This window comes from Marinobacter sp. OP 3.4 (assembly GCF_036224885.1).
GTDB lineage: Bacteria > Pseudomonadota > Gammaproteobacteria > Pseudomonadales > Oleiphilaceae > Marinobacter.
The window spans coordinates 313,714-339,610 of sequence record NZ_JAVVLT010000032.1 but is presented as its reverse complement, the minus strand read 5'-3'; the positions used below and the strand labels follow the sequence as shown (position 1 = coordinate 339,610).

The following is a 25,897-nucleotide window of genomic DNA, read 5'->3' as shown; positions in this document are numbered from 1 at the left end:
GAAAAGCAGTATTTTAAGCAGCTGTCAGGCGTCTAGGATATCGGGGGCTTGCCAACCGCGTGTTTTCGGGCGTAGCCAGCCGGCGTAAGACCACCCCAGTGCGGACTGGGGTTTGACTTGATTATAGAGCGTTATCCAGGCCTCAATCTTCTGTTCGGCATCGGTCAGTGACATGAACCAGGTCTCGTTCAAGCATTCCTGGTGGAGTCGGCCGTTGAATGACTCCACAGTGGCGTTGTAAACATCCCTGTTACAGTTTCACTGCTGATTAGAGTTTTCCGCCCGTTGGTGTTTCGCCAGGTATTCCCATGGCGTCAGGCCTTCCAGTGAATCGTTGGGGCGCTCATAGTTGTATTCTATCATCCAGGATTCGGTCAGTTCTCGGGCCTCGGTGAGGTTCCGGAATACAGACATGTTCAGGATCTCGTCCCGGTAAGTCCGATTGAAGCGCTCAACATACGAATTTTGGGTTGTGGTACCAAGCTTGATAAACTCCAGTTCGATACCGTGTTGTTCAGCCCAAATCTGCCAAAGCAATCGAGATGAACTCAGGACCGTTATTCATGCGTAGTTTGGCCGGGTAGCCTAGCCAAGCAATGATGCGTTCTAGAACCCTTATGACCCTCAGTGCTGGCAGGTTCAGGTCAACCTCGATAGCCAGTACCCCCGGTTAAAGTCGTACACTACGTTAAACGTCCGGAACCGGCGACTACAGAACAGACTGTCGCTCATGAAATCCATGGACCAGCATCGATTGACGGTAGTTGGTACGCTCAATGGCTCCGGGTTTCGTGTCGGGAGTCGTTTCTTGCCCTGTCGTCGTTTATTCAGGTTGAGTGCACACTACAGCCGGTGGACCCGCTTGGGATTCCATCCATGACTCCAGCGTCGCAGCACCTTGAACAGTTTGCTGAAGCCGTAGTCTGGATGGCTCTCAGTCGCGCTTTGAAGCGCTGCAAACACAGGTTCATCACGGGAGGAGTCCGGCCGATACCGGTACACAGAGTCACTGATGCCAGCGATTCGGCAAGCCCTTCGGATGCTGACACCGGTACAGAATCACACTGTTTTCCCAGGAATATTAGGACCAACGGAGGAACCGGCTTCAATGTGGCGGCAGGAGAGTGGCTAGAAGGTCAGTTTTTCAGGTACCATTTGGAACTCACGATTGGTACTTGATGGATTGTTTAGGGTCTTGAAATCATAGCATTTTCGGTTGTTTTCCTTTATCACCTTTGAGAAAGCCGGGCAAATGAGCAGAAAAGAACGGTTTCAGCGAGCCATAGTTGAATCGTTGCAGTTCCTCGAAAAAGAGGGGAAGAAAATCACGAAAAGTGCTGTCATTGAGAACGCTCGGTTCGACGATGGAAAACCTGTTGGTAAGACAACGCTCTACAGGCGGAATACGAATACTAAAGAGTTCGTTCACGCAAACTTGTTGCGCATGATTGACGCAGCTGCTGCTGGTCAGCTTAGGAAGGCAGGTCGAAAGATTCGCTCCGAAACTTTGGCGAGTTTAAGGAAAACCATTGCTGAGTTGAAAGAAGAGAACGGTAAGCTCGTGGATCAGATTGTTGAGCAAGAATCAATGCTTCAAGGAGTGTCTACAGATCGTCGTGGTGACAAAAATACTATTGCTGCTCAAGAGGACGAGCTGTACGTTCTTGCTACCATGATCAATCGGCTCACTGGTGGGGCTGTTGATGATTTTGAGAAGCAGTCTCGACGCTACTCTTTGAAGTATCGGAATGACCCGCGGCTTCGAAGGTCTGAGGCTGAGGTTGAGCGCTACATGGCCGAGATCAACCGCTCTAGTTTCGTCGCCTACCGAAGGCGCCAAGTGTGAAAAAATTGCGGGCGACGCCAAAAGTATAGTAAAACTGTTGAGGTGTTGCCATAACCCTTTGTTCTTAAATGGGAAACAAAAGATATGGGCAATAGGTCTGTGAATAAAGTCATACTGATCGGGAACCTGGGGCAGGACCCCGAAACCCGCTATACGCCAAACGGCAACGCGGTGGTCAACCTGAACCTGGCCACCGACGAGAGCTACAAGGACAGGCAGACCGGTCAACTGGTCCCCAAGACCGAATGGCACCGGATTGTCATGTTCGGCAAGATTGCCGAGATTGCGGGTCAGTACCTTCGCAAGGGCTCCAAGGTCTATATCGAAGGCAAGCTGCAGACCCGCAAATGGCAGGGTCAGGATGGCCAGGACCGCTACACCACGGAAGTGGTGGTGGACATCAACGGTCAGATGCAGATGCTGGACAGCCGGGGCGGTGACAACAGCGGGATGAATCAGGGTGCTCCCCAGGGGCGTCCTCAGTCACAACCGCAGCCGGCGGCCCAGGGTAATCCCCAGGGCGGCGGCTATGGGGCTCCCGCCGGCAACCAGGGCGGTGGTTACAGCCAGCCTGGTGGCGGTCAGGGCAGCATGCCGGAACCGGTGGATGACTTTGATGACGATATTCCGTTCTGAAAACAACGGGTAACGGGCCAGACAAACGGCCCATCCTTAAGCCGGACCAAAAGAGCCTCCATTGTATGGAGGCTTTTTTGTGACTGGTGTTACGCTATGCGGGCAGGCGTGGTTCCGGGATCAGTGCTCGTCCACCTCCTCATGATCCATCCCCAGCTCGTTGATCTTGCGGGTCAGGGTGTTGCGGCCCCAGCCCAGCAGGATGGAGGCGTCCCGCCGGCGGCCGCCAGTGTGCTTGAGGGCGGTCTCGATCATGATTTTCTCGAACTCCGGCACGGCGGTGTCGAGGATGCCCTTCTTGCCCCGGCGTAGTTCCTGTTCCGCCCAGTTGCGCAGGCCTTCCTGCCAGGTCTGGCCGGTGGCGGGGGCTTCCGCCTGCTGCATCAGTTCCGGTGGCAGGTCGTCGATATGGACTTCGCGGCCACTGGCCATGACGGTGAGCCAGCGGCAGGTATTCTCGAGCTGGCGCACGTTGCCAGGCCAGGGCAGGGTGGTGAGGTATTCCTCCGCCTCCGGGCGCAGTACCTTGGGTTCCACCGCCAGTTCCTTGGCCGCACGCTTCAGGAAGTGCTGCATCAGGCGCGGGATGTCCTCCCGGCGCTCCGCCAGTTTGGGCAGGTGCACCCGGATGACATTGAGGCGGTGGAACAGGTCTTCCCGGAATCCCCCGGCGTCCACCAGCTTTTCCAGGTCCTGGTGGGTGGCGGCGATGATGCGCACATCCACCTTGATGGGCGTGGTGCCACCCACCCGATAGAACTCGCCATCCGCCAGTACCCGCAGCAGCCGGGTCTGGGTATCCGCTGGCATATCGCCGATTTCGTCCAGGAACAGGGTGCCGCCGTTGGACTGCTCGAACCGCCCCTGACGGGCGGCTGCGGCGCCGGTGAAGGCACCCTTCTCGTGGCCGAAGAGTTCCGATTCGATCAGGTCCTTGGGGATGGCGGCCATGTTCAGGGCAATGAACGGATGACTGGACCGGGGGCTGTGGTTATGCAGCGCCTGGGCCACCAGTTCCTTGCCGGTACCACTTTCACCGTTGATCAGCACCGTGATGTTGGAGTGGGACAGCCGGCCGATGGCCCGGAAGACCTCCTGCATGGCCGGCGCCTCGCCAATGATCTCGGCGTTGCGGTGGGGGGACTCGGTGCTGGGTTCGGCACTGGCCCGGCGTTCGTGGCTGTGGGCCACGGCACGTTTGACCAGGGCCACGGCGTCGTCCACGTCAAACGGCTTGGGCAGGTATTCGAAGGCGCCGCTCTGGTAACTGGTGACGGCGCTCTCCAGGTCGGAGTGGGCGGTCATGATGATCACCGGTACATCCGGGTGATCCTCCACCACCCGGGAGAGCAGGGCAATACCGTCGATACCCGGCATGCGGATGTCACTGATGATGGCATCCGGCTCCTCGTGTTCCAGGCGCATCATGACGTTGTCGCCATTCTCGAACACCCGGGGCTCCATGCCGGCCTGGGTCAGGGCACGTTCCAGCACCCAGCGTATACTGCGGTCATCATCAATGATCCAGATGTTTGCCGGTTGACTCATCGCGTGGTCTCCTCCAGCGGCAGAAAGATAATAAAGTCGGTCGAGCCCGGCTCGCTCTCACACTCCACCAGGCCGTGGTGCTGCCCGATAATGCTCTGGGTTATGGACAGCCCCAGGCCGGTGCCATTGGCCCGACCGCTGATCATGGGATAGAAGATGTTCTGTAACAGGTCCGGGGGGATGCCCGGTCCGTTGTCGATAATATCCACCCGGCACACCAGCCGGTGGCGTTTCTGGCCAATAGTGAACTGGCGCAGCACCCGGGTGCGGAAGGTAATGGTGGGAGGCTCGTCGCTACAGGGCCCGTCGCGGTACTCGAAGGCGGCCTCCATGGCATTGCGGGCGATGTTCAGGAAGGCCTGGATAAGCTGTTCCTTGTCGCCGGGGAACTCCGGCAGGCTGACATCGTAGTCGCGGCGGAAGTTGAGCCGGCCCCGGCTCTCCGCCTCCAGCAGCGTGCGCACCCGCTCCAGGACCTCGTGGACATTGGTGTCGGCCAGCTTCAGTGCCCGGTTGGGGCCCAACATGCGGTCCACCAGGCCACGAAGCCGGTCCGCCTCGTCAATGATGACCTGGGTGTATTCCTTCTGGCTGTCGTCGGACAGTTCCCGGTCCAGCAGTTGGGCGGCGCCACGGATGCCCCCCAGGGGATTCTTGATCTCGTGGGCCATGCCGCGGACCAGGATGCGGGTGGTTTCCTGCTGGGTCAGCAGGTCCTCTTCCCGGCTGATGCGCAGCAGGCGGTCCCGGGGCTGTATTTCCAGTAGCAGGTGGCTACTGTCCGCGCCGAAGGTGGTTACCGAGTAGTCCACAATCAGGCGGTTGCCAGTAGCCAGCAGGAACTCCGCCTCACGACGGGTGTAGGTCTGGCCGGTTTCGGCAGCGGCCTGGAGGGTATCCAGGGACTGGTTGGTCTCAAGCAGAAGGTCGGCCAGACGGACGTGCTGAACCCGGGAGAGGCTGGTCTCCAGCATGCTCTCGGCGGCGGGGTTCAGATAGTCGATTCGCAGGTTGTTGTCCACAACGATCACGGCGGTGGTCAGGCTGTCGAGTATGCTCTTGTATTCCGTAACGGCTGACATGAATCTCCCTCGGTTGATGGGCTGGCTGCTGCAAAAACCGATCCAGAATTGAGATCGCGTCGCGATTTCTTTCGATGATGCGCCATTTGCGGGCAGGGGTGCCGCCAGCCCGCTGGCTGTCCGCTGTAGCCTGGTGCGGACGGGGACGACCTGTGCTTATTGGCGGCTGGAAACGCCCCCTGTCGGAACAGAGTATGGCTGTTTATTGGTGCGAGCGCACTAAAATGGTGCGGCTCTCGAGGGTGGGGTCAAAACAGGGCTGGCGTGCCGTCTGGCCCGGCGGATCAATGGGCCTGGACCAGACGGAGGATATCAGTTAAGCACGGATGGGCGATGGACGGTAAAGGTGATCTTGTCGCCGGTGTAGATGCGCTTGCCTTCCGGGTTGATCACGTTGACACCGGCGTTGTGAGTGCCCCGGAAGACATTGTTGACGGTGACGGAACCGGAACTGGTCTGCCCCACCGGCTGGCCGTCCAGGGTGATTTCAAACTTGTGGCCCTGGCGCAGGGCCGGGTCGCTGGTCACCCGGAACTCCACGTTGCCGCTGCCACTGTGGAACGCCTCTTCATCCGCCGGGGATGTAAAGCTGACGGACTCGTAGGCATCCTGATCGCCAATGCCGTCTTCCTCTTCCTCAAGCTGTTCCTTGACGGTTTCAGGCTTTGGCATGGTGATGGTGGTGGCCGGCTTCACGTTGACACGCTCGGCACTATCGTCCGGCTCGTCGGTAAAGGTCACGTTGCCGTCGGCATCCACCTGGCGGTAGATCTCGGCCTGGACCGGAAGGGCGATCAATGCCGACGTCGTGGCGGCAATCAGGAACAATGCTTTCATGGGCAGAACCTTGTGATGGACCATAACGGGATTATCGACAGAGCGGAAAGGCAATGCAATGTGCCATACGTCGCCTCGGGTTACGGTGAGGTAAAAGTCACAAAAAAGCCCCGCCGGGGCGGGGCTTTCTCGGACTCAGCTGTTCCGCGGGTGCGGATCAGACAGAGTAGTACATCTCGAACTCGACCGGGTGGGTGGTCATGTTCAGCTTTTCCACTTCACCACGCTTCAGGTCAATGTAGCCGGCGATCATGTCTTCGGTGAACACGCCGCCACGGGTCAGGAACTCGTGGTCCGCTTCCAGGCTGTCCAGGGCTTCCTGGAAAGTCTCGGCAACGGTCGGGATGTTCAGGGCCTCTTCCTTCGGCAGGTCGTACAGATCCTTGTCCATGGCGTCGCCCGGGTGGATCTTGTTCTGGATGCCGTCCAGGCCGGCCATCATCAGGGCGGCGAAAGCCAGGTACGGGTTGGCGGACGCATCCGGGAAGCGTACCTCGATACGACGGGCCTTGGGGCTGTTCACATACGGGATCCGGATGGAAGCGGAACGGTTACGGGCGGAGTAGGCCAGCATAACCGGTGCTTCAAAGCCCGGAACCAGACGCTTGTAGCTGTTGGTGGAGGCGTTGGTGAAGGCATTGATGGTCTTGGCGTGCTTGATGACACCGCCGATGTAGTACAGGGCGGCTTCGCTCAGGCCGGCATAGCCGTCACCGGCGAACAGGTTCTTGCCGTCCTTGTTCAGGGACATGTGTACGTGCATGCCGGAACCGTTGTCGCCAACCACGGGCTTGGGCATGAAGGTGGCAGTCTTGCCGTAGGCGTGGGCCACGTTGTGCACGCAGTACTTGAGGATCTGTACTTCGTCGGCCTTGCGGGTCAGAGTGTTGGCGCCAACGCCGATTTCACACTGGCCGGCGGTGCCCACTTCGTGGTGGTGAACCTCGATTTCCAGGCCCATGGACTCCATGGCGGCACACATGGCGCCACGCAGGTCATGCAGGCTGTCCACCGGGGGAACCGGGAAGTAGCCGCCTTTCACGCCGGGACGGTGGCCGATGTTGTTGCGCTCGAAGTCTTCGCCGGATACCCAGGCGGCTTCCTCGGAGTACAGCTCGTACATGGCGCCTTTCATGTCAACGCTCCAGCGGGCGGAGTCGAACACGAAGAATTCAGGCTCCGGGCCGAACAGGGCGCCATCGGCAATGCCGGTGGACTTCAGGTATTCCTCGGCACGCTTGGCAACGGAACGCGGGTCACGCTCGTAGCCCTGCATGGTGGAGGGCTCCACGATGTCACAGGTGATGTTGAGGGTGGTTTCCTCGGTGAACGGGTCCAGTACGGAGGTGCTGTCGTCCGGCATCAGGATCATGTCGGACTCGTTAATGCCCTTCCAGCCGGAAATTGAAGAGCCATCGAACATCTTGCCGTCAGTGAAGAAATCCTCGTCCACTTCGGTGGCCGGCAGGGTGACGTGCTGCTCTTTACCACGGCTGTCAGTGAATCGCAGGTCGACCCATTTGACTTCGTGTTCTTTGATCAGATCAATCGTTTTGGACATTGTGCTTACTCCGTAAGTTAACCCGGATTGCGGGCGATTTTCGGTGTTCGTTGTGCCGGATCGTTCAGCGTTGCTGCGGTCCGATCGTTGGTATCAGCGGTGTCAGCGGTTCCGTACCGCCCTGATAGTCGGCTGCGTAAGTAAATGCAAACTGCTTGCCAGTTTTTTGTTGGCGCGCCAGAACAGCGCAACCACGGCCTCTGGGAGGGCTCTTTACGCTCTCCGCTGGGGCAGGCCCTGGTCGAGGGACCTTTGTTGTGCACTATAGTGGTGCAAATCAGGGTCTGGGTGATCACTTGTGGTGCATCTGGCATTAAGGTGCACCGAAACAGAATAGGCGTTTTTCTTCATATTAACGACACCCTGTTTCCTATATACTTCGCGCGCCTGCTAAAGACTCGTTGAAGACTCCAAGTGCAGGATACCGGCCTCACTGCCGGTGACAAGCATTCATTTTCCGGATTTGAGACGGTATGTGGGCCGGCCGACAGGTCGGGCGCGCATTGTGGACCCTCTCAGGTCGCCCGACATGCCTCAGGAAACCTGTTGTGATTGATAAGCTAAGAAATGTTGCCATTATTGCCCACGTTGACCATGGGAAGACCACCCTCGTCGACCAGTTGCTGCGCCAGTCCGGCACCCTGGACCGCAAGGAACTTGAGAACGAGCGGGTCATGGACTCCAATGACCAGGAAAAGGAACGCGGTATCACCATCCTGGCCAAGAACACGGCCCTGAAGTGGCACGATTACAACATCAACATCGTGGACACCCCGGGCCACGCCGACTTCGGTGGTGAAGTCGAGCGAGTCATGAGCATGGTGGACAGTGTGTTGCTGGTGGTGGATTCCATCGACGGCCCCATGCCCCAGACCCGTTTCGTGACCCAGAAGGCCTTCGATGCCGGCCTGCGCCCCATCGTGGTGGTCAACAAGATTGACCGTCCGGGCGCCCGTCCGGACTGGGTGGTGGATCAGGTCTTCGACCTGTTCGACAACCTGGGCGCCACCGAGGAGCAACTCGATTTCCCGGTGGTCTACGCCAGCGCCCTGAACGGCATCGCCGGCATGGAGCACGAGGCCATGGACGACAACATGGATGCCGTATTCCAGGCCATTGTCGATCACGTACCGGCGCCTGCGGTGGATCCGGATGGTACCTTCCAGATGCAGATCTCCCAGCTGGACTACAGCAGCTTCCTGGGTGTTATCGGTATCGGTCGTATTACTCGCGGCAAGGTGAAGACCAATACGCCGGTGACCGCGATTGGTGCCGATGGCAACAAGCGCAACGGTCGTATCCTCAAGATCATGGGCCACTCCGGTCTCCAGCGGGTGGAAGTGGACGAGGCCCAGGCCGGCGATATTGTCTGCATCAGCGGCCTGGATCAGCTCTTCATCTCCGACACCCTGTGCGATCAGAACGCGGTTGAGGCCCTGCCGGCCCTGACCGTGGACGAGCCCACCGTGTCCATGACCTTCCAGGTCAACGACTCCCCGTTCGCCGGCAAGGAAGGCAAGTACATCACCAGCCGCAACATCAAGGAGCGCCTGGAGAAGGAATTGCTGCACAACGTGGCCCTGCGGGTCGAGGATGGCGAGTCCGCCGACAAGTTCAAGGTTTCCGGTCGTGGCGAACTGCACCTGTCGGTGCTGATCGAGAACATGCGTCGTGAGAATTTCGAGCTGGCGGTCGGTCGCCCGGAAGTGGTGATTCGTGAAATCGACGGTGTCAAGCAGGAGCCCTACGAAAACGTTATCGTCGACATCGAAGAGCAGCATCAGGGGCCGGTGATGGAGCAACTGGGTCTGCGCAAGGGCGACATGACCAACATGATCCCGGACGGCAAGGGCCGCATGCGTGTTGAATACGTGATTCCGGCCCGTGGCCTGATCGGCTTCCGTAACGCCTTCCTCACCATGACGTCCGGCAGCGGTATCCTGACCTCGACCTTCAGCCACTACGGACCGCTGAAAGAAGGTGCCATGGGCAGCCGTCAGAACGGTGTGCTTATCTCCATGGCCAAGGGCACGGCGATGACCTATTCGCTGGAAACCCTGCAAAGCCGGGGCAAGCTGTTCCTGTCACCGGGTGACGAGATCTACGAGGGGCAGTTGTGCGGTATTCACAGCCGCGACAACGACATTGTGGTCAACCCAACCAAGGCCAAGAAGCTCGACAACATGCGTGCGTCCGGCAAGGACGAGGTCATCGGCCTGGTGCCTCCGATCCGCCACACCCTGGAGCAGGCCCTGGAGTTCATCGATGAGGATGAACTGGTCGAGGTGACGCCCAAGTCTCTCCGGCTGCGCAAGAAGCTGCTGACCGAGAACGACCGCAAGCGGGCCGGCAAGAAGAGCTGAGCCCCGGGTTATTCCCGGCTAGTGACGTCGACACCCTCGCCCTTGACGGGGCCAGCGAAGCGCAGAACAGACGCAGGCTGGCCCCCTCAAGGGCGAGAGGCTTATAAAAATGAATCCCCCCGCCAATCTCGGCTAGACTCCTTGTAGTGCCAAAAGGAGCCCCCATGCTGACCCTCTACCCGGACATCGAACCCTATGCCCGCCACCGGCTGGCGGTGGAGCCTCCCCACGAGCTGTACCTGGAAGAATCCGGTAATCCCGACGGCATACCTGTCATCGTTATCCACGGCGGTCCCGGTGGCGGCTGCGAGGACTGGTACCGGCGCTTTTTCGATGCCGAGCGTTTCCGCATTATCCTGCTTGACCAGCGCGGGGCGGGCCGGTCGACGCCCCTGGCGGAACTGGAGGGGAATAGCACCCAGGCACTGGTGCAGGATCTGGAACGGGTGCGGGAATTCCTGGGCATCGATCGCTGGATGCTGTTCGGGGGCAGCTGGGGCTCAACCCTTAGCCTGGCCTATGCCCAGGCCCACCCTGAGCAGGTGCTGGGACTGGTGCTGAGGGGGATCTTCCTGTGTCGCCCTGACGATATCCAGTGGTTCTATCAGCACGGTGCCGGTCGCGTTTTTCCGGATTACTGGCGGGACTACGTGGCCCCGATTCCGGAAGACGAGCGGGCCGACATGGTGTCTGCCTATTACCGCCGGCTGACCAGCGACAACGAGCTGGAGCAGATCCAGGCCGCCAAGGCCTGGTCGGTGTGGGAAGGGCGGTGTGCGACCCTGCACCCCAACCCGAGGGTGGTGGAGCATTTTGCCCATCCCCACACGGCCATTGCGCTTGCCCGCATCGAGTGCCACTACTTCATGAACAACGCCTTCCTGGCGCCCGGCCAGTTACTGGCGAATGCGCACCGGCTGGCGGATATACCCGGGGTGATTGTTCATGGGCGCTACGACATGGTCTGCCCACTGGATAACGCCTTTGCCCTCAGCGAAGCGTGGCCGCAGGCCGAGCTGCGCGTAATCCGGGACGCCGGGCATTCGGCTTCGGAGCCACCGATTGTCGACGCGCTGATAAGAGCGGTGGAAACCGTCTCCCGTCAGGCGGAGCCGCGGCTGGCCTGAGGCTCTTTGTTGTGATCTGGGTCACGCGAGTTTCAAAATCAGAGCACCGACCGTGACGCCACTTGCGCCCGGATAACTCCGTCTATAGAATCCGGTCCGTCTTCAAACCAACCCCGTTTCAAGGACGTCATGAAGGGACTGATCCAGAGGGTAACCCAGGCCAGTGTGTCGGTGGACGGCGAGGCGATCGCCAGCATCGACAAAGGACTGTTGCTGTTACTCGGGGTTGAGCGCAAGGATACAACCGGCGAGGTCGAAACCCTGCTCCGCAAGATCCTTCGATATCGGGTGTTTCCCGACGGACAGGGCCGTATGAACCGCAGCCTGGTGGATTGTGGCGGCGCTCTCCTGATTGTTCCCCAGTTCACGCTAGCGGCGGATACCGGGTCGGGAACAAGACCGGGGTTTTCCGACGCGGCTGCGCCCGAGGTGGCGAGCCGCCTGGTGGACGAGTTCGTGCGCCAGTCCGTTGCCGAGCTGGGCGAGCCCCGGGTAGGAAAGGGCCGGTTCGGGGCGGATATGAAAGTGGCCCTGGTGAATGACGGGCCGGTGACTTTTTTGTTGAGTGTCTGAGCCAACTTGTGATTGCGAAGTGTTAACGTTACAGTCTCGTCACTTCTGGATTCGCTCACTTAATGTGCGGGAACAAGGCGGAACGGCAAAAGGTGCTCTAAACTGGTGCGGTTAGGGTGGAGGCAGAAGGGCTCCCACAATTCTTTAGTCCCTAATTCTCTGAATTGTAGACCCTTTCCAGGTAGTGGCCTTGATCTTGTTTAAGGACGTAAAGCCGAAACTTACATGCCTTACCTGAAATTACCATCATTTGCCAATAAATGTTGGTTAAAAATTTGCAAAATTCTGGAAAGTGTATTACAACAATCTTTAACCAGATAATCCTTTAAGAAGGATTTGTAAGTGATTGACTGTGAAGGGCTCCGCGAGAAGAAGCCTGACGTCATCACCCCGCTTTCACAGCGTGAGCTGGCGATGGCGGGTGTACTGAGACTGACAGGCGGGTCAGGCCCGTCGCTAAAAACCTGAGTTAACTCAAAAGGAAGCTATAAGATGAAAAAAACAGCTATTGCATCAGCCATCGCCTTTGCCATGGTCGCTGCTCCGACAGTCGTGTCGGCCGCGACCAGCAAAGAGTACTCCGAGCTGAACGCTCGCCTGGACGCCATGCCGGAGATTTACGGTAACGTCCAGATGATGTACACCAACTCGGATCATGAGGATTTCGAGGGTTCAGGAAGTCAACTGACAGACTACACTTATTCTACTCTGGGGATTCGTGGCAGCCACGAAATCATGCCGGGAGTCGAAGCTTTCGGAAAGCTTGAGCTGGAAGGTTTCTTTCCAACTGAAGGCGAGACCAATGAAACTATCGAAACCGACGAAGCCTATCTTGGTGTTCGCGGGAATTTCGGTGAAGTGTGGGTTGGTTCCGACGATTCCCAGTATGAAACCCTGATTGGTGGTTATGGCAACTGGTACTATGAAGTTGGTAACGGGAATTTTTATGCCAACTGGACTACCGGCGAAGACGACCTGATTCAGTACGTGTCACCGAGCTTCGGCGGGCTGACCCTGCATGGTGTTATGCAGGTTGACGGCAAAAGCGAGCGGGACGAAAACGGCCAGAGCCGTGACAACAAGTATCCGTACCAGTTGGGCATGAAATATCAGCATGACCGGTTTGCCGTGGCGCTGGCTATGGACTCAAATGATGGCGCCGCAAACAACGAAAACACCTATGGTGTCCGAGTTGACTTTTTTGTAACGGATGCACTGTCGCTGAATGCGTTCTATTCCACCCAGGAAGGGGATGAGTCTGTGGCAGCCGCTGGTGAATCGTTCGGCGCTGACCCGGTTGAGTCTGCGGAGTCGTTTGGTAACGTGGCAGAAAACACCGGTCTGGGCGAGGAGTTGATCGGCGTTCAGGGGATTTACACCATGGGCGCCTCGCGTTTCACGCTGTCTTACGAAATGGAAGAAGACGATGTGGACGGTGCTGGTGACGGTAAAAGGGAGTCGTCTAACATCACCGCCCAGGCCCTGCATAACGTTTCCGACAACCTCTATGTGTATGTTGAAGGCCTTCATCGTAACGACGAAGAAGGTGACGTTTACGATTCCGCTTACAATGAGCTGAATATCGGTGGCGCTTACCTCTTTTAATATGTAGGGAGGCGTGTGTCACCCTCATAATGTAGTGCAGTAACCTGGTAGCTGGAACCTGATGCGCCTTGTGCTAAAGGTTCCAGCTGCTAAGGCGTTGCTTGGAAGGCAAATTTATTGCCGTATGTTTCGGGTAAATCCTTTGCTCGCCCTGTAACCAAACGGTCCCCATCAACTACCACTCCGCTTGCTGATTCCAGCGAAACCCCATAAGTCTGAATTCCGGGCCATCTGCAAGGGTTCTACCCCGTTTCCACGGACGGTTTTAAAACGGCTGATAACTTCTGATCCTGAACGGCAACCCTACGTCGCATCCTGGGATTATGGAACCGCTCAATGTAGTCGAATACATCAGCTCTCGCTTCGTTCTGAGTGCGGTAATGTCGATGGTGAATGCGCTCACGCTTGAGCATTCCGAAGAATCCCTCACAGGCCGCGTTATCGCCACAGTGGCCGACTGCACTCATGCTGCTCACCAGGCGGTTGCTGCCGAGATATCGTTGATAGTCTCCGCTGGTAAATTGACTGCCTCGATCTGAATGCAATATCACCGGGACTTTCCCCTGGCGCTGCCAAACGGCCATCTCAACCGCTCTTATCACCATATGCCGATCCTGTCGGTGATGCATCGACCAGCCAACGATCAGCTTGCTGAACAGGTCGAGAACCACGCAGAGAAAGAGCTTTCCTTCCTGCGTGGGTATCTCCGTAATATCCGTCACCCACTTGGTGTCTGGCTCCAGAGCGGACAAATTTCGCTCCAGATGATTCCGGATTCCCGGTGGCCGATGAGATCGACGCCCCAAGCGTCCGCGCTTCTTGCGTGGCCAACCCTGAATGCCGTGTTTGGCCATCAACCGAGCAACACGGTTCAGACTGGTTGACGTGCCTTCGGCAACCAGGTCCTCGTGCATTCGGGGTGAGCCAATCATGCCACCGCTATCGTCATGAATCTCTCTGATGCGTGACAGCAAGTGCTGATTCGCCTTTGCCCTGGCGGACTGCGGGCGAGATACCCAAGCGTAATAACCGCTGGCCGACACCTTCAGGCATCGGCACATAAGACGTATCGGGAAATGATTGCGACAACGTTGAATCGCCTGATACCTCAGGACGACTCCTTTGCGAAGAACACTGCCGCTTCGCGCAAAAAATCACGCTCCTTCTTCACGCGAGCCAATTCTCGCTTGAGACGGGCAACCTCCTCGTCTCTGGGAGAACCAGAGCCTTTGAAGGCCTTGTCTGTCTCCTCATCCGCTTCTCTGCGCCAACGAGACAGGAGATTGGGATTGATGCCGATCTCCAATGCTATTTGGCGACAACTCACACCGGGTTGACGGGTTAAAGCGATGGCTTCGCGTTTGAACTCTGGGCTATATTTTCTGCGTCTGGACATGAACACTCCTTTGGCACAGTGTGCCTCTTTTTAGGAATGTCCGCAGTAACAGGGTAGAACCCCTTTAGCGTGAGTACGAAAAAGCCGGGATCGGAAGATCCCGGCAACACCTGTGTTAACTCATGTCAGGCTTCGCTGTAGCGCCTGCAGTTGTATTCTGACTTCACGTTCCGGCGGTTACATAGAGAATTTGTGCTCGAAACCGACACCGAAGTAGGTGTCTTCCAGGGAAGACGTATTCTCATCCGCTTCCGCATTGGCGTAGTAGCCAAAGATCTTGCTCTTGTCACCCACCTTGTAGTCGGCCCCCAGAGCCATCAGCGTGAGGTCGTCGTCAGTCTGGTCCATGCTGGTCAGACCATACTGCGCCTTCAGCTTCAAACGGTTCAGGCTGAAGGCGCCACTGAGAATGTAGGAGCTGTCCTCGTAGCTCATGCCCGCCACGTCATCAGAGGTTTCGGATTTCTGGTAAATCGCCCCTAACTCGAAGTTCTGAATGCGGGCACCGCCGGAGACGCGCACCGCGTCTACCAGGTAGAGATCTTCGCCGATACCGGCAAAGTCAGCATCATAGATGTTGGTGGTGACTTCCGAATCGTATGCCACAGCGCCGAAGATAGTTCCATTATCGAATACCACGGAAGAGGAGAACGCGTCGGCGGCGTTGTCCCTGGTTTCACCGGCCTTATCGTCGCCTTCTCCTGGGATCATGGCCAGGTTCAGGGTGATGACGTCAGCGAGTTTCGGTGTGCTGTACTGGATAATGTTGCTGACCCGCTCTTCGCCACCAAGGATCGAACTGATATCGCCGCCCAGATTGTCGAACAGGTCCACGTCCAACTGTGCTTTCTTGAACGGCGTATCGAACTTGCCAGCAATCAGCGTACCCAGATTGGCGTGCGTGAAACCGCCGTAGATGTTCCGCTGATCGAAGGTTTCGCCACCGCCGGAGTCGCCGTTATCGACATCGATTTCGAACTCGGCCTGATAAATGGCCTGAACATTCTGGAAGTCCAGGTCAAGGGCGCCCTTGACGCCGATACGGGAAGCATTGCTGTTCAATTCCCACTGGTCGTCGGTGCCGTTATCGTAGTTCTCGTAAGAGACATTGACCTTGCCGTATACCGTCGGGCCCTTATCCGCCAGTGCGATGGACGGTGCGGCAACCAGTGTGCCGATAGCTGCTGCAAGCAATTGTTTTTTCATTCGCTTTCTCTCCAGATTCGATCGTTACCGATCAGTATTGAGTTCGTGGTGCCTACTATGCGGAGAGAATATGAATAAATGGTTAACTTAATATTTCATTTTTGTGAAAAGGCTCCCTTGTCGGAGCAGATCTCTGGAGGGGGGTTCTGCAGGGCGTAAGTGATAAGACGGAAATGCTTGGCCTTTACGTCTTTCGGACGCCAGTCAGGTAATGTTGCTTCGGGAAGTGGCCGGACCCTGGGGCCCGGCGAGAAAAGCAGGGTGTCCGTGAGGCTCCGTATCCATGGCTGGAAACTGTCGAGCACTCACGGACTGTCAGGCCTGTCAGACCTCGTGTGTGTGGTCCCTGATCCATCCCCGTGAGAAGGTCTGGTACAGCGCTGGCAGAACCACGAGCGTCAACAGCGTTGCCGAAACCAGTCCCCCCACCACGACGGATGCCAGCGGGCGCTGAACGTCAGAGCCAATCCCTGACGCCATCAGCATCGGTATCAGGCCCAGTGCAGAGGTGAAGGCTGTCATCATCACCGGCCGTAACCTTGTAAGGGCTCCCTCAAAGGCAGCTTCCGCTGGAGGTAACCCTCCCTCGACTCGCTGGTTGATCGCGCTGATCATGACCACGCCATTGAGTACAGCCAGGCCGAAAAGCGTGATGAAGCCGATAGAGCTCGGTACAGACAGGTACTGCCCCGTTATCCAGAGGCTCACCACCCCGCCGATCAGGGCAAGGGGTACGTTTAGCATGATCAGTAGCGCCTGCCCCACTGAGCCGAAGGCAAAGTAGAGGAACAGGAAAATCAGCGCCAGTGAAATGGGAACAACAATCATCAATGTCTGCTGAGCCCGACGCTGGTTCTCGAACTGACCGCCGAACACCACCGAGTAGCCCGCCGGCAGGTCCACCTCTTCCGCAATCCGGCGGTCAAGTTCGGCTACCACGCCGCCCATGTCACGACCCTCGATATTTGCCTGAACGACTACCCGGCGCTGAACGTCATCCCTGCGGATCTGCGGCGGACCTTCCTCAATCGCCACTTCAGCGACGTCTTCCAGCCTGACCCAGGCACCGTTGGGTGCCTGAAGGATCAGTGAGCGAATGCTCTCCGCACTGTTTCGGTACTGCTCAGCCAGGCGCACGTAGATGTCGTACCGTTCATTGCCCTTGATCACCTGGCCGGCACTCTGGCCACCGATCGCGTCAGACACCAGTTCCATGACCTGTGCGACTGAAATGCCATAGCGGGCGAGGCGATCCCGGTCCGGGCGGACGATCAGTTGAGCCTCCCCGGCGATCTGTTCCATCTGAACATCGCGGGTGCCTTCAACGGACTTGGCAAGGGTTTCGATGGCCTGGCCCTTCTCGGCAAGAATGTCCAGGTCGGGCCCGAACAGCTTGATGGCCAGCTGCGCCTTTACGCCAGAGAGCAGTTCGTCCACGCGGTTGGCAATGGGCTGGGAAAAGTTAAGGATAAGCCCCGGATGAACTGAGAGCTCCTCCTGTATCAGTGCCTGGAGCCCTTCCCGGTCCTCGGCCGACTCCCACTGTTCCGCGGGCTTTAACCCGATATACATCGCGATGTTGGATACGGGTTCGGGGTCACCGCCCAACTCGGCACGACCAATGCGGCTGGTCACATAGGTCACCTCCGGGAATTTCATGATTCGCTTTTCCAGCTTGGGCGCAATTTCCACCGCGGCATCGACGTTGACCGAGGGAGCAAGCGTCACCCGCACCATCATGGTGCCTTCCTCCATCTCCGGCATGAATTCGGTACCGAGCCTGGGAATGAGGAAGATGGCAAACGCCAGCATGACGATTGCTGTACCTGCGACAATGCTCCGAAACCGTATGGCGCGGTCCAGCAACCAGCGATAACCGGCTTCCAGCGGCTTCAATATCGGACTCGGACGATAATGGATGCCCCGGCGGAAGAAGTAGCTGGCCAGTGCCGGCACAACCACCAGCGCTGTACCCAGTGCGGCGAGCTCCGCGAGTACAATGCTGATTGCCATCGGCGTGAACATTTTCCCTTCCACTCCCTGGAGGGTAAACAGTGGCAGGAACACCACGACGATAATCATGACGGCGAAAAACACCGATCTGGCGACCTCCTTGGTGGCTTCCGCGATACGTAGCGATACACCTTGCGGATCGTCCTGCTCAGCCTGGTCGTGGTCGATTTCCGTTCCGCTGTCGTCAGGGGTGAGCTCTCGCCTCCGTTCGGAGTCGTGGAACCGGTCCGGGCGGGATATATGGCTGAAGATGTTTTCCATGACCACGATGGAGCCATCCACCATCATACCGATGGCAATGGCCAGCCCTCCGAGGGACATGAGGTTCGCCGACATGCCGAAATAGCTCATGACCATCAGTGCCAGACCTACCGAAATGGGAATCGATAGCAGCACCAGCAGAGAGGCCCGAAGATTCAGCAGGAACAGGGCCAGGATGATGACGATAAAGACGAATGCCTGCAGCAGTGCATCCACCACGGTGTCAACGGCACTGAACACCAGATCCGATTGGTTGTAGTAGGGCTCGATCCTGACACCTTCGGGCAGTGCCTTCTGGATGGTGGGAAGCAGTTCTTCAATATCGGTAATCGTTTCCGCGGTGTTGGCCCCGAAACGTTTGAGCACGATGCCGGCGACCACTTCGCCCATGGCCTGAACCTCGCCATCGGCGGTTCTCTTGGTCATGGTGACAGCGCCCTGACGTATCTCACCGCCGTAGGCCACCTCGGCAACGTCCCCGACGGTGATGGCTGTACCATCAACTTCCTTGACCGGTACGTTTGAGATATCCCGCAGGCCATCTTTACCGCTCCGGACCCAGCCAACGCCGCGAATGACCAACTGTTCGCTGCCGCGGTTGACATACCAGCCGCCGGCATTGCGGTTACCCGCATTGATGGCTTCGGTGACGTCATCAGCGGTCAGGTCGTAGGAAAGCAGCTTGGCCGGATTCAGCTTGACCTGGTACTGGCGGACTTCTCCACCGTATGAAAGCAGCCCCGTGACACCTTCGACCGGCATCATCAGCAGTTTCACCACCCAGTCATTGAGGCTCCTCAGTTCCATGGGGCCGTACTTTTCCGGATTCTCGCTGGTCAGCACATACTCATAGACCTGGCTGAGGCCACTGGTATTCGGGCCCATCTCGGGCTGTCCCACGCCTTCGGGAATCTGCTCCCGGGCAGCCTGAAGCTGTTCAAAGACAAGCTGTCGGGCGAAGTAGATGTCGGTGCCTTCCTCGAAGACAACGGTGATCACTGACAGCCCCGTACGTGAGATCGACCGGACCTCCTCGACGCTTGGCAGCGAGTAGATGGTCGCTTCGATGGGGAAGCTGATAAGCTGCTCCACCTCCTCGGCGGCCAGCCCCGGCGCCTCCGTGTTTATGACGACCTGGACATTGGATACGTCCGGGAATGCATCCAGGTTAAGTCGGGGGATGGTGAAAACAGCTACTATGACGGCCGCGAACAGGCCGATCACAACCAACAGGCGGCTTCTCACCGCCCAGTCGACAATGGCGTTAAGCATGAGGTCCCCTTTAGTGGTTGTGTACGGAGAAACCGCCCTTGGCAATTTCGGAATTAAGGTAGAACGAACCGTCAGTCACGACGGTGGTGCCAGGTTCAACGCCAGCGATCTGTACTTTTCCGGAGAGCTCTTTCAATCTCCGGATATCGACCTGCCGATACTTGCCCGGAGCTTCCTGTATGAATACCACCCATTCACCGGCGCTGTTACGATTCAGTGCCCGTTCAGGAACCAGCAGGCCGGGTTCACCCTGATCCGCTTCTATGGCCACTTCAACAAATTCACCAGGGTGCGGTGAGTGCTCCTCGTCAAGCTCAAGCTCAATGCGCACGCCCATTGTGCGAGTACTTTCGTCCAGTCGATGATGTTTCTGAACGACCGTGCCCTGGTGCCACTCGTCCCCTATGCGGACCCTCGCCGGTTCGCCGGGTTCGATGGCGCGCGCGGCCGAGGCCTGAACCGTCGCTTCTACCCAGACGCTGGATTCATCAGTGATCATGAAGAGCGGTGTTCCGGTCTCCACATACTGACCCACCACGAAATCATCCTCGATAATGGTGCCCGCCACTGACGCAAGCAGCCTGAACTGACCAAGTTGAAGCTCGTCTTCGCCGCGCAAAAACTGAGTAACCTGGGTTTCGGTCATGCCGTAGGCCTGGAGTCTGGACTGTGCCTGCTGGAACGCGACACGGGCCTCTATATAGCGCGCCTCTCCGACCACGGACTTGCCTAATTCGCGAACGCGGTACCATTCACGGGCAGCGATCTGGAGCGCGCCCTGGGCTTCGGCCATTTCAACACTGGTCAACAGTACAAGGGGAGCGCCTTTTTCGACCACGTCGCCCAGTTCCGCCATCCGTGAAACGACTTGCGCCGGAATCCTTGTACTCACGCGAGCGGACCGGTAGTCGTTCAGCTGGACTTCACCGGGGGCCGTGACGATTTCCGGCACTGGCTGAAGTTCAAGCTTTCTGGCCTCGATATTGGCCATGCGCTGCGATTCGCTGCTCAGCTCCACCACGCCCGGGGGGGCCTCATTGTGGCCTTCTTCGGCATGTCCTTCCTCTTTATGTTCTTCTTCATGTCCATCGGCGTCATGCCCTTCTTCTGAGGCCCTTTGCTCGTGCCCCTCACCTTCGTGTTCGCCCTCCTCTTCGTGGCCTGACCCCTCATGGCCGGGCTCCTCATGGGTTTCTTCGGACATTTGGGCGCTAGCCTGGCGCTGGCCCTCCTCGGCGGCATGATCGTGCTCGCCGTTTTCTTCGTGATTGGTTTGAGCCCCGACCGGAGCGCCTGCAAGCATTGCTACGAGTGTCAATGTAAAAAACTGAAACGGCATGTTCATGCAAATCTCCGTTAAACGTTAAAGCCCAAGTTCGCTCAATCCGGCCTGCCAGTCGCCACTGACAACAAGCCAGTTGGTCCAGCTGCTCCAGGTCTGTGCCTGCAGGCGTAAACCGGAGGCGCGGGTATCCAGGCGTTGTTGAATCTGCAACAGGTACTCGGTGGCATTGAGCTCACCCACCTGCCAGAGCCGCTCCAGAAGATCCAGACCTTCGTCCAGGCGTCCACTAACGGCCTGGTTCCAGTCTTGCAGGGCATTTCGGCTGCTCTGGTAGTTTTCCAGCGCTGTTTTCAGTTGGGCCTGCAGACGTTCGTATTCGGCGTGCATGCGAGCTTCCACCGCGAGGGCGTTACTGGCGGCGCTGTCCACTTCGTCGCTATAGTCATTGCGAACGTACAGGGGAATGCTGAAACTGAGGCCCACGATGTCGTTCTCGCCGTCTCTCGAGACGCTGGCGCCAATAACCGGGTCAGCGTTACGGTTGCTTTTGGCAACATCGATTTCGGCCTGAGCAGCGGCTAGCTTGCTGCGCAGGGCAGCAATGCGGGGGTGGCGCTTAGCGAGCTCGTCCAGCCGGGTGCTTTCTATCGGTGGTGGCAGATCTTCCGGTAATCCGGGCCAGCCCCGCGGCGTACCGCTCGAAAGTTCTCGAACGGACTGCAATGCCTCGTTGGCCTGAACTCTCTGCTCGGCCAGGGTGCTTTGGCCTTCCGCCAGTGCAAGGCGTGCCAGGTCGAGATCTGTCTGGCCAATATCGCCCGCCCGCTTGCGGTCCTCAGACAGATCGACAAAGCGTTGCAGTACATCGACCCGGCTCTGGGCAAGGTCGACAAGGTGCTGGGATGTGCGGTAGCTAATCAGCGCCTTCAGTGCCTTAGCCGCAATCTGCTGTTCTACCAGAGAAAGCTCCGCCTTCGCGCTCAGAACATCGCCTTGAGCGGCCAGAGCACGAACCTCGCGTTTGTCGCTCCAGTCAATGGTTTGGCTGATACCGACGCCCAGTTTGCTGACTTCGTTACCGAAAGCCGCCTGTTCGCCTCCGCTTTCGGCCTCGAAGTTTAGCTCGGGGTTGTAGAGAGGCTGGGAAGCCGCGTTTTGTCGGCTGATGGCGGCATCTACTTCTTCGCGCGCGGCACGGACATCGAAGTGTTCTGCCGTCACCGATTCGGCAAATTCGAGCAGGGTTGTTTCCGGGCTTGTAGTCTGGGAAGCGACCGCAGACCATGGGCTCGCCAATCCGCAGGCGAGGCCTATGGTTGCGAGCCATGTTCGATATGACATGGATGACTCCTGGGTATATTACCTGAGACGTGGTTTTGGAATTCTGTGCAGAGAGAGCGCGTCAGGCTCTGGGAGGCCGTTCGGGGGGCGCGATGAAGCGTGAGAAAAGGTAACTGGTGTAAATCACGGGGGATGGATTCGCACCGCGACACGTTGTCGTCAGCCTGGACGAGGGGAGTGCAAGACCATGAATCACTGAATGGCAGTTCTGGTCGTGTCCGGTTTTGGCTTTCGAGTAATCTGTATTGTCGGCGTTTTCGCTCAACTCAATACTTGAGTGCTCAACAGGAGACACATGTCCTGACGCCAGGTCAGTTGCCCAGCCCATGGCTGACACCAGCAAGAAGAAACATAAGAGAATTACTGGGAGTCTGTGTCGCACGGTCAAACTATCCTGTTTGCGTTTCGGCGCTATGAGCGAAAAGCATGGTATTGCAACCTTTCGGCCTATGCAACCTCGACCCTGATTTTACGGTTCCGGACAGGGGGAATTGTCCCGGACCGCTAGCGTCCACCGCAGGTGGTGTTGGGGCGGTCAGCCGTGGCCATAGATTCTCGCGTCCTTGTGGATATGGTCGGAATGTTCAAACTCCAGTGTTGAATGGTTTATGTCGAACTCCTGCTCAAGTACCCGCTTTATCCGGTATTTGGTGTTCTCGAGCTGGTCCCACAGGCTGTCTTCCACGACCACATGGGCCTCCAGCGAGGAATCATGTTCTCCCATCTGCCAGAAGTGTACATGGTGGAGGTCGATGACACCCTCAATGTCCAAGAGCGTCTGGATCACCGCATCGGTATCAATGTTCGTGGGACTGGCCAGCATAAGCGTTCTGATCGTGCCTCCGATTTCCGTCAGACCGAGATAGAGAATATAGCCGGCGATTCCTATGGTGATGGCAGGATCAACCCATCTCATGTCATAGAGCAGGATAAGGACCCCGGCAATAACCACGGCAACCGAGGCGAGAGCATCCGAGAGGTTGTGGAGGAACAGCGCCCGGATATTGATGCTGTCCTTCTGCATGGAATAAGTCAGCAAGGCGGTCAGTGTGTCCACCACCAGAGCGACACAGCCGAGCCAGACGACCCACCAGCCCTTGATATCCGGTGGGTCGATGATGCGCATGCCGCCTTCGTAGACCAGGTAGAGTCCGATAATGATCAATGACGTGTAGTTGATGAGGGCCGCGACGATCTCGATCCGACCGTATCCGAAGGTCATGCGTGCGTCAGCCGGACGGCGTGCGATTTTCCGGGCGGCATAGGCGATCACGAGCGATGCCATGTCGGAAAAATTATGCAGGGCGTCGGCAATCAAAGCCAGGCTGCCGGCAAAGATACCGCCAGCGATCTGTGCCAGAGTCAGGGTGGCGTTCGCCCAGATGGCCAGCGCAACCCGTTTGTCTCGGGAAGACGGATCAATGTGGGTGTGATCATGACTCATTACGTCAGGCTCCGAAAAAAATATCGTTAGACTATAGATGTTTGTTGGTCGATCTGCCAATGCATGGTTGGTAGGTCCGGCATGCCTTTAATGTTTGATTGACACCTCTCCTCCAAATTCAGGTCGTGGCTTGCCTTCTCTGGTAGTCTGGCGATCGGCGATAGACTTCGGTTTTCTCTTGAGTGGTGGAAAAGATGGCAGAAGAACTGGAAATCAAGCTGAGTCTTACCCCGGTTGCCCTGAACCAGGCCGCAGAGTGGCTGTCGGCCCAGACCGGTGTCAGTATAGGCGCTGAGAAGACGCTGATTAACCGTTACTACGATACCCCGGCCGGAGACCTCAACCACCAGAAAGTGGCCCTGCGCGTTCGTCAGGCAGGTGACAAGTATATCCAGACCCTGAAAACCAAGGGTGAGTTCGTGGATGGTGCTCATCGGCGTCAGGAGTGGGAATGGCCCCTGATGGGCAGGGAGCTCAACATCGGCCTGATTGCCGACACCCCGGTGGGCCAGGATGTGAACCTGGCGGCACTGCAGCCGGTGTTCGAGACCAATTTTGTGCGGCGCATACGGATGCTGGAGGGGAGCGGTACCACCATCGAATGCGCCCTCGATCAGGGCAGCATCCTGGCCGGCGGGCAGCGTCGGGATCTGTGCGAGCTGGAACTTGAGCTGAAACAGGGCGACCCGGGGCCGTTGCTGGACTGGGCGCGGGCACTGGCGGGCAGGGTGCCTGTGTTCCTGAACCTGATCAGCAAGGCGGAGCAGGGTTATGCGCTCGCGGGGCTGCATCAGCCGGTCCCGCTGGCGGAGCAGGATCCGTTGGTGAACCGCGTGTTGCACGGTCTGTCACGGGCGTGGTTGTCGGGGGCCGTGGATGAGGCGTTGACGGCGGACCTGCGGGGGCTTTCGGATCGGGACGCGCTGCCAGACACGCTCGCCGGTGAACTGGCCTGGTTGAAGGGCGCGCTGGACTCGGGCGAGAATGTGGCTGATCTGGCCGCCGGCACCACCAGGCTCGGGCAACTACAGCTCGCTCTGCTGGAGCTGCCCGAAGAGTAACAGGATGACGGGGCGGGCCGTCACAGACCCAGCACCACCGAGGCAACGGTGAAATAGATCAGCACCCCGCTGACGTCCGCAATGGTGGTGATCAGCGGCATGCTGGCCGTCGCCGGGTCGAACTGCAGTTTATCCAGCAGGAAGGGCAGCAGCATGCCGATGATGCTGCCCATCAGCACAACAATCAGCATCGAAATCGCCACCACGGTCGCGATATCCGGGCCCGCCTTGACCACGCCCACCACGGTGACCGCCGCCGCCATGGTCAGGCCCAGACCTGTGGCCACCAGGATATCCTTGCCCAGCAGCATGCCCCAGTCCTTTGCGGTGACGTCACCGGTGGCCAGGCCCCGCACCATCAGGGTGGCGGACTGGGCGCCGGCGTTACCGCCACTGGCGATCAGCAGCGGCATGAAGAACAGCAGGGCGATGTGGCTGGAGATGGTCTGCTGGAAATGATCGATGCTGGCGCCGGTGAAGATGTTGGCGAACACCAGGATCACCAGCCACTGCACCCGTGAACGGTACAGCGAAAAGGGTGATGCCGTCTTCAGGCCCGTTTCCAGCCGGCCGACCGTGGCACCCTTGTGCATGTCCTCGGTGGCTTCGGCTTCGGCCACGTCCATGGCGTCATCGTAGGTCACGATGCCCACCAGGCGCTCGTCATCGTCGACAATCGGCAATGCCAGCAGGTCGTAGCGGGAGATCAGCCGGGCCACCTCTTCCTGTTCGGTATGGGTGTGGGCGGACACCAGGCCGGTGGCCATAAGTGAGTCCACCATGGCACCGGGGGCACTGGTGATCAGGTTGCGCAGGGAAATGGCCCCCTGCAGCCGGTGATCCCTGTCCACCACATAGGCCTGGTAGATGGTCTCCTTGTCCGGTGCGGTATTGCGCAGCAGGGCCAGGGCCGAGGCCACGGTCATGCCGGCACTGACCACGGCATAGTCGGAGGTCATCAGGGCGCCGGCGGTACCCTCCTCAAAGCTGGCCAGGCGACGCAGGTCTTCCCGCTCCCGGCTGGCCAGGGACTGGAACAGGGCGTGCTGCTGGTTTTCGTCGAGGATGTTGAAGAAGTCGGCCCGTTCGTCCGCCGACATGTCGGTAACGATGCCGGCCAGTTCCCGTTTGGGGATGAGGCGGGAAAAGGTGAGCTGTGTCTCGGGGCTGATGTAGCCGAAAATCTTGGCCTGCTGCTCCACCGGCAGGCTCCGCAGCACGCGCAGGCCGGTGTCGTCGTCCTCACCGGTGGTATGTTCGATAAATTCCGCGAGGTCAGCGGCGTTGAAGGCCGAGACAGCCGCCCGGATCTCGTCCGTCTGGTCGTTTTCCAGGGCTTCGTAGAGCGGTTGGAAGAACTCGGAATCAAGGAATGACACGCTGCAGCCTCGTTGTTAATGCCTATGGGCGCCGTCCGGGATCAGGTCAGGGGCCGGCCGA

19 protein-coding genes and 1 pseudogene are annotated in these 25,897 nt (G+C 58.3%); 7 read left to right on the top strand and 13 right to left on the bottom strand.

The genetic code is table 11. The features are described 5' to 3' along the window. Nucleotides 1-24 precede the first annotated feature (24 nt). Both RO069_RS06775 and RO069_RS06770 read right to left on the bottom strand, forming a co-directional pair. Nucleotides 25-228 (bottom strand): integrase core domain-containing protein, encoded by a 204-nt coding sequence (locus RO069_RS06775; protein WP_442915346.1) that lies wholly within the window; start codon nucleotides 226-228, stop codon nucleotides 25-27. A 30-nt stretch (nucleotides 229-258) separates the two neighbouring features. Beyond that, nucleotides 259-1,047, bottom strand: a pseudogene (locus RO069_RS06770) (IS3 family transposase); the annotation flags it as partial. A 205-nt stretch (nucleotides 1,048-1,252) separates the two neighbouring features. On the opposite strand from RO069_RS06770, the gene RO069_RS06765 reads away from it, so the two are divergent. Then, nucleotides 1,253-1,846, top strand: a complete 594-nt coding sequence (locus RO069_RS06765; protein ID WP_328186186.1) for a hypothetical protein — start codon at nucleotides 1,253-1,255, stop codon at nucleotides 1,844-1,846. Between the two features lie 84 nt (nucleotides 1,847-1,930). After that, a complete protein-coding gene (gene ssb, locus RO069_RS06760; RefSeq protein ID WP_328186184.1) occupies nucleotides 1,931-2,482 on the top strand; it encodes a single-stranded DNA-binding protein in 552 nt (183 codons plus the stop codon). A 120-nt stretch (nucleotides 2,483-2,602) separates the two neighbouring features. On the opposite strand, the gene ntrC is transcribed toward ssb, so the two are convergent. The 4 genes from ntrC to glnA all read right to left on the bottom strand — a co-directional run bounded on the left by ntrC (nucleotide 2,603) and on the right by glnA (nucleotide 7,510). Next, on the bottom strand, nucleotides 2,603-4,030 hold the full coding sequence (gene ntrC, locus RO069_RS06755; RefSeq protein ID WP_328186182.1) for a nitrogen regulation protein NR(I): 1,428 nt from the start codon (nucleotides 4,028-4,030) through the stop codon (nucleotides 2,603-2,605). After that, the gene (gene glnL, locus RO069_RS06750; RefSeq protein WP_328186180.1) at nucleotides 4,027-5,112 is read right to left on the bottom strand and encodes a nitrogen regulation protein NR(II); all 1,086 of its coding nucleotides are present in this window, start codon (nucleotides 5,110-5,112) and stop codon (nucleotides 4,027-4,029) included. Before glnL ends, ntrC begins: the two co-directional genes overlap by 4 nt. 312 nt (nucleotides 5,113-5,424) lie before the next feature. Continuing rightward, nucleotides 5,425-5,949: a DUF4124 domain-containing protein gene (locus RO069_RS06745; RefSeq protein WP_328186179.1), complete on the bottom strand. Its 525-nt coding sequence runs from the start codon at nucleotides 5,947-5,949 to the stop codon at nucleotides 5,425-5,427. A 157-nt stretch (nucleotides 5,950-6,106) separates the two neighbouring features. Continuing rightward, on the bottom strand, nucleotides 6,107-7,510 hold the full coding sequence (glnA, locus tag RO069_RS06740) for a glutamate--ammonia ligase (protein WP_328186177.1): 1,404 nt from the start codon (nucleotides 7,508-7,510) through the stop codon (nucleotides 6,107-6,109). A 548-nt stretch (nucleotides 7,511-8,058) separates the two neighbouring features. Here glnA and typA point away from each other — a divergent pair. The 4 genes from typA (at nucleotide 8,059) to RO069_RS06720 (ending at nucleotide 13,178) form a co-directional block, all read left to right on the top strand. After that, on the top strand, nucleotides 8,059-9,873 hold the full coding sequence (gene typA, locus RO069_RS06735) for a translational GTPase TypA (protein WP_328186176.1): 1,815 nt from the start codon (nucleotides 8,059-8,061) through the stop codon (nucleotides 9,871-9,873). A gap of 164 nt (nucleotides 9,874-10,037) precedes the next feature. Further along, the gene (pip, locus tag RO069_RS06730) at nucleotides 10,038-11,000 is read left to right on the top strand and encodes a prolyl aminopeptidase (RefSeq protein ID WP_328186175.1); all 963 of its coding nucleotides are present in this window, start codon (nucleotides 10,038-10,040) and stop codon (nucleotides 10,998-11,000) included. A gap of 129 nt (nucleotides 11,001-11,129) precedes the next feature. Then, a complete protein-coding gene (gene dtd, locus RO069_RS06725) occupies nucleotides 11,130-11,573 on the top strand; it encodes a D-aminoacyl-tRNA deacylase (RefSeq protein ID WP_328186174.1) in 444 nt (147 codons plus the stop codon). Nucleotides 11,574-12,065: 492 nt separating this feature from the next. Beyond that, nucleotides 12,066-13,178, top strand: coding sequence for a porin (locus tag RO069_RS06720; protein ID WP_264995411.1), 1,113 nt, complete (start codon nucleotides 12,066-12,068; stop codon nucleotides 13,176-13,178). Between the two features lie 242 nt (nucleotides 13,179-13,420). On the opposite strand, the gene RO069_RS06715 is transcribed toward RO069_RS06720, so the two are convergent. The 6 genes from RO069_RS06715 to RO069_RS06690 form a co-directional block, all read right to left on the bottom strand. Further along, nucleotides 13,421-14,574 (bottom strand): IS3 family transposase gene (locus tag RO069_RS06715; RefSeq protein ID WP_264995412.1). Its coding sequence is split into 2 segments (ribosomal slippage): nucleotides 13,421-14,334 and nucleotides 14,334-14,574, totalling 1,155 coding nucleotides; the frame shifts between segments, so codons are not numbered across the junction. A 177-nt stretch (nucleotides 14,575-14,751) separates the two neighbouring features. Then, nucleotides 14,752-15,780 carry a porin gene (locus RO069_RS06710; protein WP_328186172.1) on the bottom strand — a complete coding sequence of 343 codons (1,029 nt, stop codon included), beginning with the start codon at nucleotides 15,778-15,780 and terminating at the stop codon, nucleotides 14,752-14,754. A 324-nt stretch (nucleotides 15,781-16,104) separates the two neighbouring features. Further along, nucleotides 16,105-19,326: an efflux RND transporter permease subunit gene (locus tag RO069_RS06705; protein WP_248234398.1), complete on the bottom strand. Its 3,222-nt coding sequence runs from the start codon at nucleotides 19,324-19,326 to the stop codon at nucleotides 16,105-16,107. Between the two features lie 10 nt (nucleotides 19,327-19,336). After that, nucleotides 19,337-20,671, bottom strand: a complete 1,335-nt coding sequence (locus RO069_RS06700; protein ID WP_091851161.1) for an efflux RND transporter periplasmic adaptor subunit — start codon at nucleotides 20,669-20,671, stop codon at nucleotides 19,337-19,339. An 18-nt stretch (nucleotides 20,672-20,689) separates the two neighbouring features. Next, nucleotides 20,690-21,952, bottom strand: coding sequence for a TolC family protein (locus RO069_RS06695; protein WP_091851164.1), 1,263 nt, complete (start codon nucleotides 21,950-21,952; stop codon nucleotides 20,690-20,692). 535 nt (nucleotides 21,953-22,487) lie between these two features. Then, on the bottom strand, nucleotides 22,488-23,396 hold the full coding sequence (locus RO069_RS06690; RefSeq protein WP_328186170.1) for a cation diffusion facilitator family transporter: 909 nt from the start codon (nucleotides 23,394-23,396) through the stop codon (nucleotides 22,488-22,490). Nucleotides 23,397-23,590: 194 nt separating this feature from the next. Here RO069_RS06690 and RO069_RS06685 point away from each other — a divergent pair, with 194 nt between their 5' ends. Beyond that, nucleotides 23,591-24,457: a CYTH domain-containing protein gene (locus tag RO069_RS06685; protein ID WP_091851170.1), complete on the top strand. Its 867-nt coding sequence runs from the start codon at nucleotides 23,591-23,593 to the stop codon at nucleotides 24,455-24,457. Between the two features lie 20 nt (nucleotides 24,458-24,477). On the opposite strand, the gene mgtE is transcribed toward RO069_RS06685, so the two are convergent. Then, nucleotides 24,478-25,836, bottom strand: a complete 1,359-nt coding sequence (mgtE, locus tag RO069_RS06680; protein WP_328186169.1) for a magnesium transporter — start codon at nucleotides 25,834-25,836, stop codon at nucleotides 24,478-24,480. Nucleotides 25,837-25,897 lie beyond the last annotated feature (61 nt).

Excerpts from the sequence above, each read along its gene's own strand:
- glnA (WP_328186177.1), bottom strand. The coding sequence starts at position 7,510 with ATGTCCAAAACGATTGATCTGATCAAAGAACACGAAGTCAAATGGGTC.
- RO069_RS06745 (WP_328186179.1), bottom strand. The coding sequence starts at position 5,949 with ATGAAAGCATTGTTCCTGATTGCCGCCACGACGTCGGCATTGATCGCC.
- dtd (WP_328186174.1), top strand. The coding sequence starts at position 11,130 with ATGAAGGGACTGATCCAGAGGGTAACCCAGGCCAGTGTGTCGGTGGAC.
- RO069_RS06720 (WP_264995411.1), top strand. The coding sequence starts at position 12,066 with ATGAAAAAAACAGCTATTGCATCAGCCATCGCCTTTGCCATGGTCGCT.
- RO069_RS06705 (WP_248234398.1), bottom strand. The coding sequence starts at position 19,326 with ATGCTTAACGCCATTGTCGACTGGGCGGTGAGAAGCCGCCTGTTGGTT.
- RO069_RS06685 (WP_091851170.1), top strand. The coding sequence starts at position 23,591 with ATGGCAGAAGAACTGGAAATCAAGCTGAGTCTTACCCCGGTTGCCCTG.
- pip (WP_328186175.1), top strand. The coding sequence starts at position 10,038 with ATGCTGACCCTCTACCCGGACATCGAACCCTATGCCCGCCACCGGCTG.
- glnL (WP_328186180.1), bottom strand. The coding sequence starts at position 5,112 with ATGTCAGCCGTTACGGAATACAAGAGCATACTCGACAGCCTGACCACC.
- RO069_RS06695 (WP_091851164.1), bottom strand. The coding sequence starts at position 21,952 with ATGTCATATCGAACATGGCTCGCAACCATAGGCCTCGCCTGCGGATTG.
- ssb (WP_328186184.1), top strand. The coding sequence starts at position 1,931 with ATGGGCAATAGGTCTGTGAATAAAGTCATACTGATCGGGAACCTGGGG.
- ntrC (WP_328186182.1), bottom strand. The coding sequence starts at position 4,030 with ATGAGTCAACCGGCAAACATCTGGATCATTGATGATGACCGCAGTATA.
- RO069_RS06765 (WP_328186186.1), top strand. The coding sequence starts at position 1,253 with ATGAGCAGAAAAGAACGGTTTCAGCGAGCCATAGTTGAATCGTTGCAG.
- RO069_RS06690 (WP_328186170.1), bottom strand. The coding sequence starts at position 23,396 with ATGAGTCATGATCACACCCACATTGATCCGTCTTCCCGAGACAAACGG.
- RO069_RS06710 (WP_328186172.1), bottom strand. The coding sequence starts at position 15,780 with ATGAAAAAACAATTGCTTGCAGCAGCTATCGGCACACTGGTTGCCGCA.
- RO069_RS06700 (WP_091851161.1), bottom strand. The coding sequence starts at position 20,671 with ATGAACATGCCGTTTCAGTTTTTTACATTGACACTCGTAGCAATGCTT.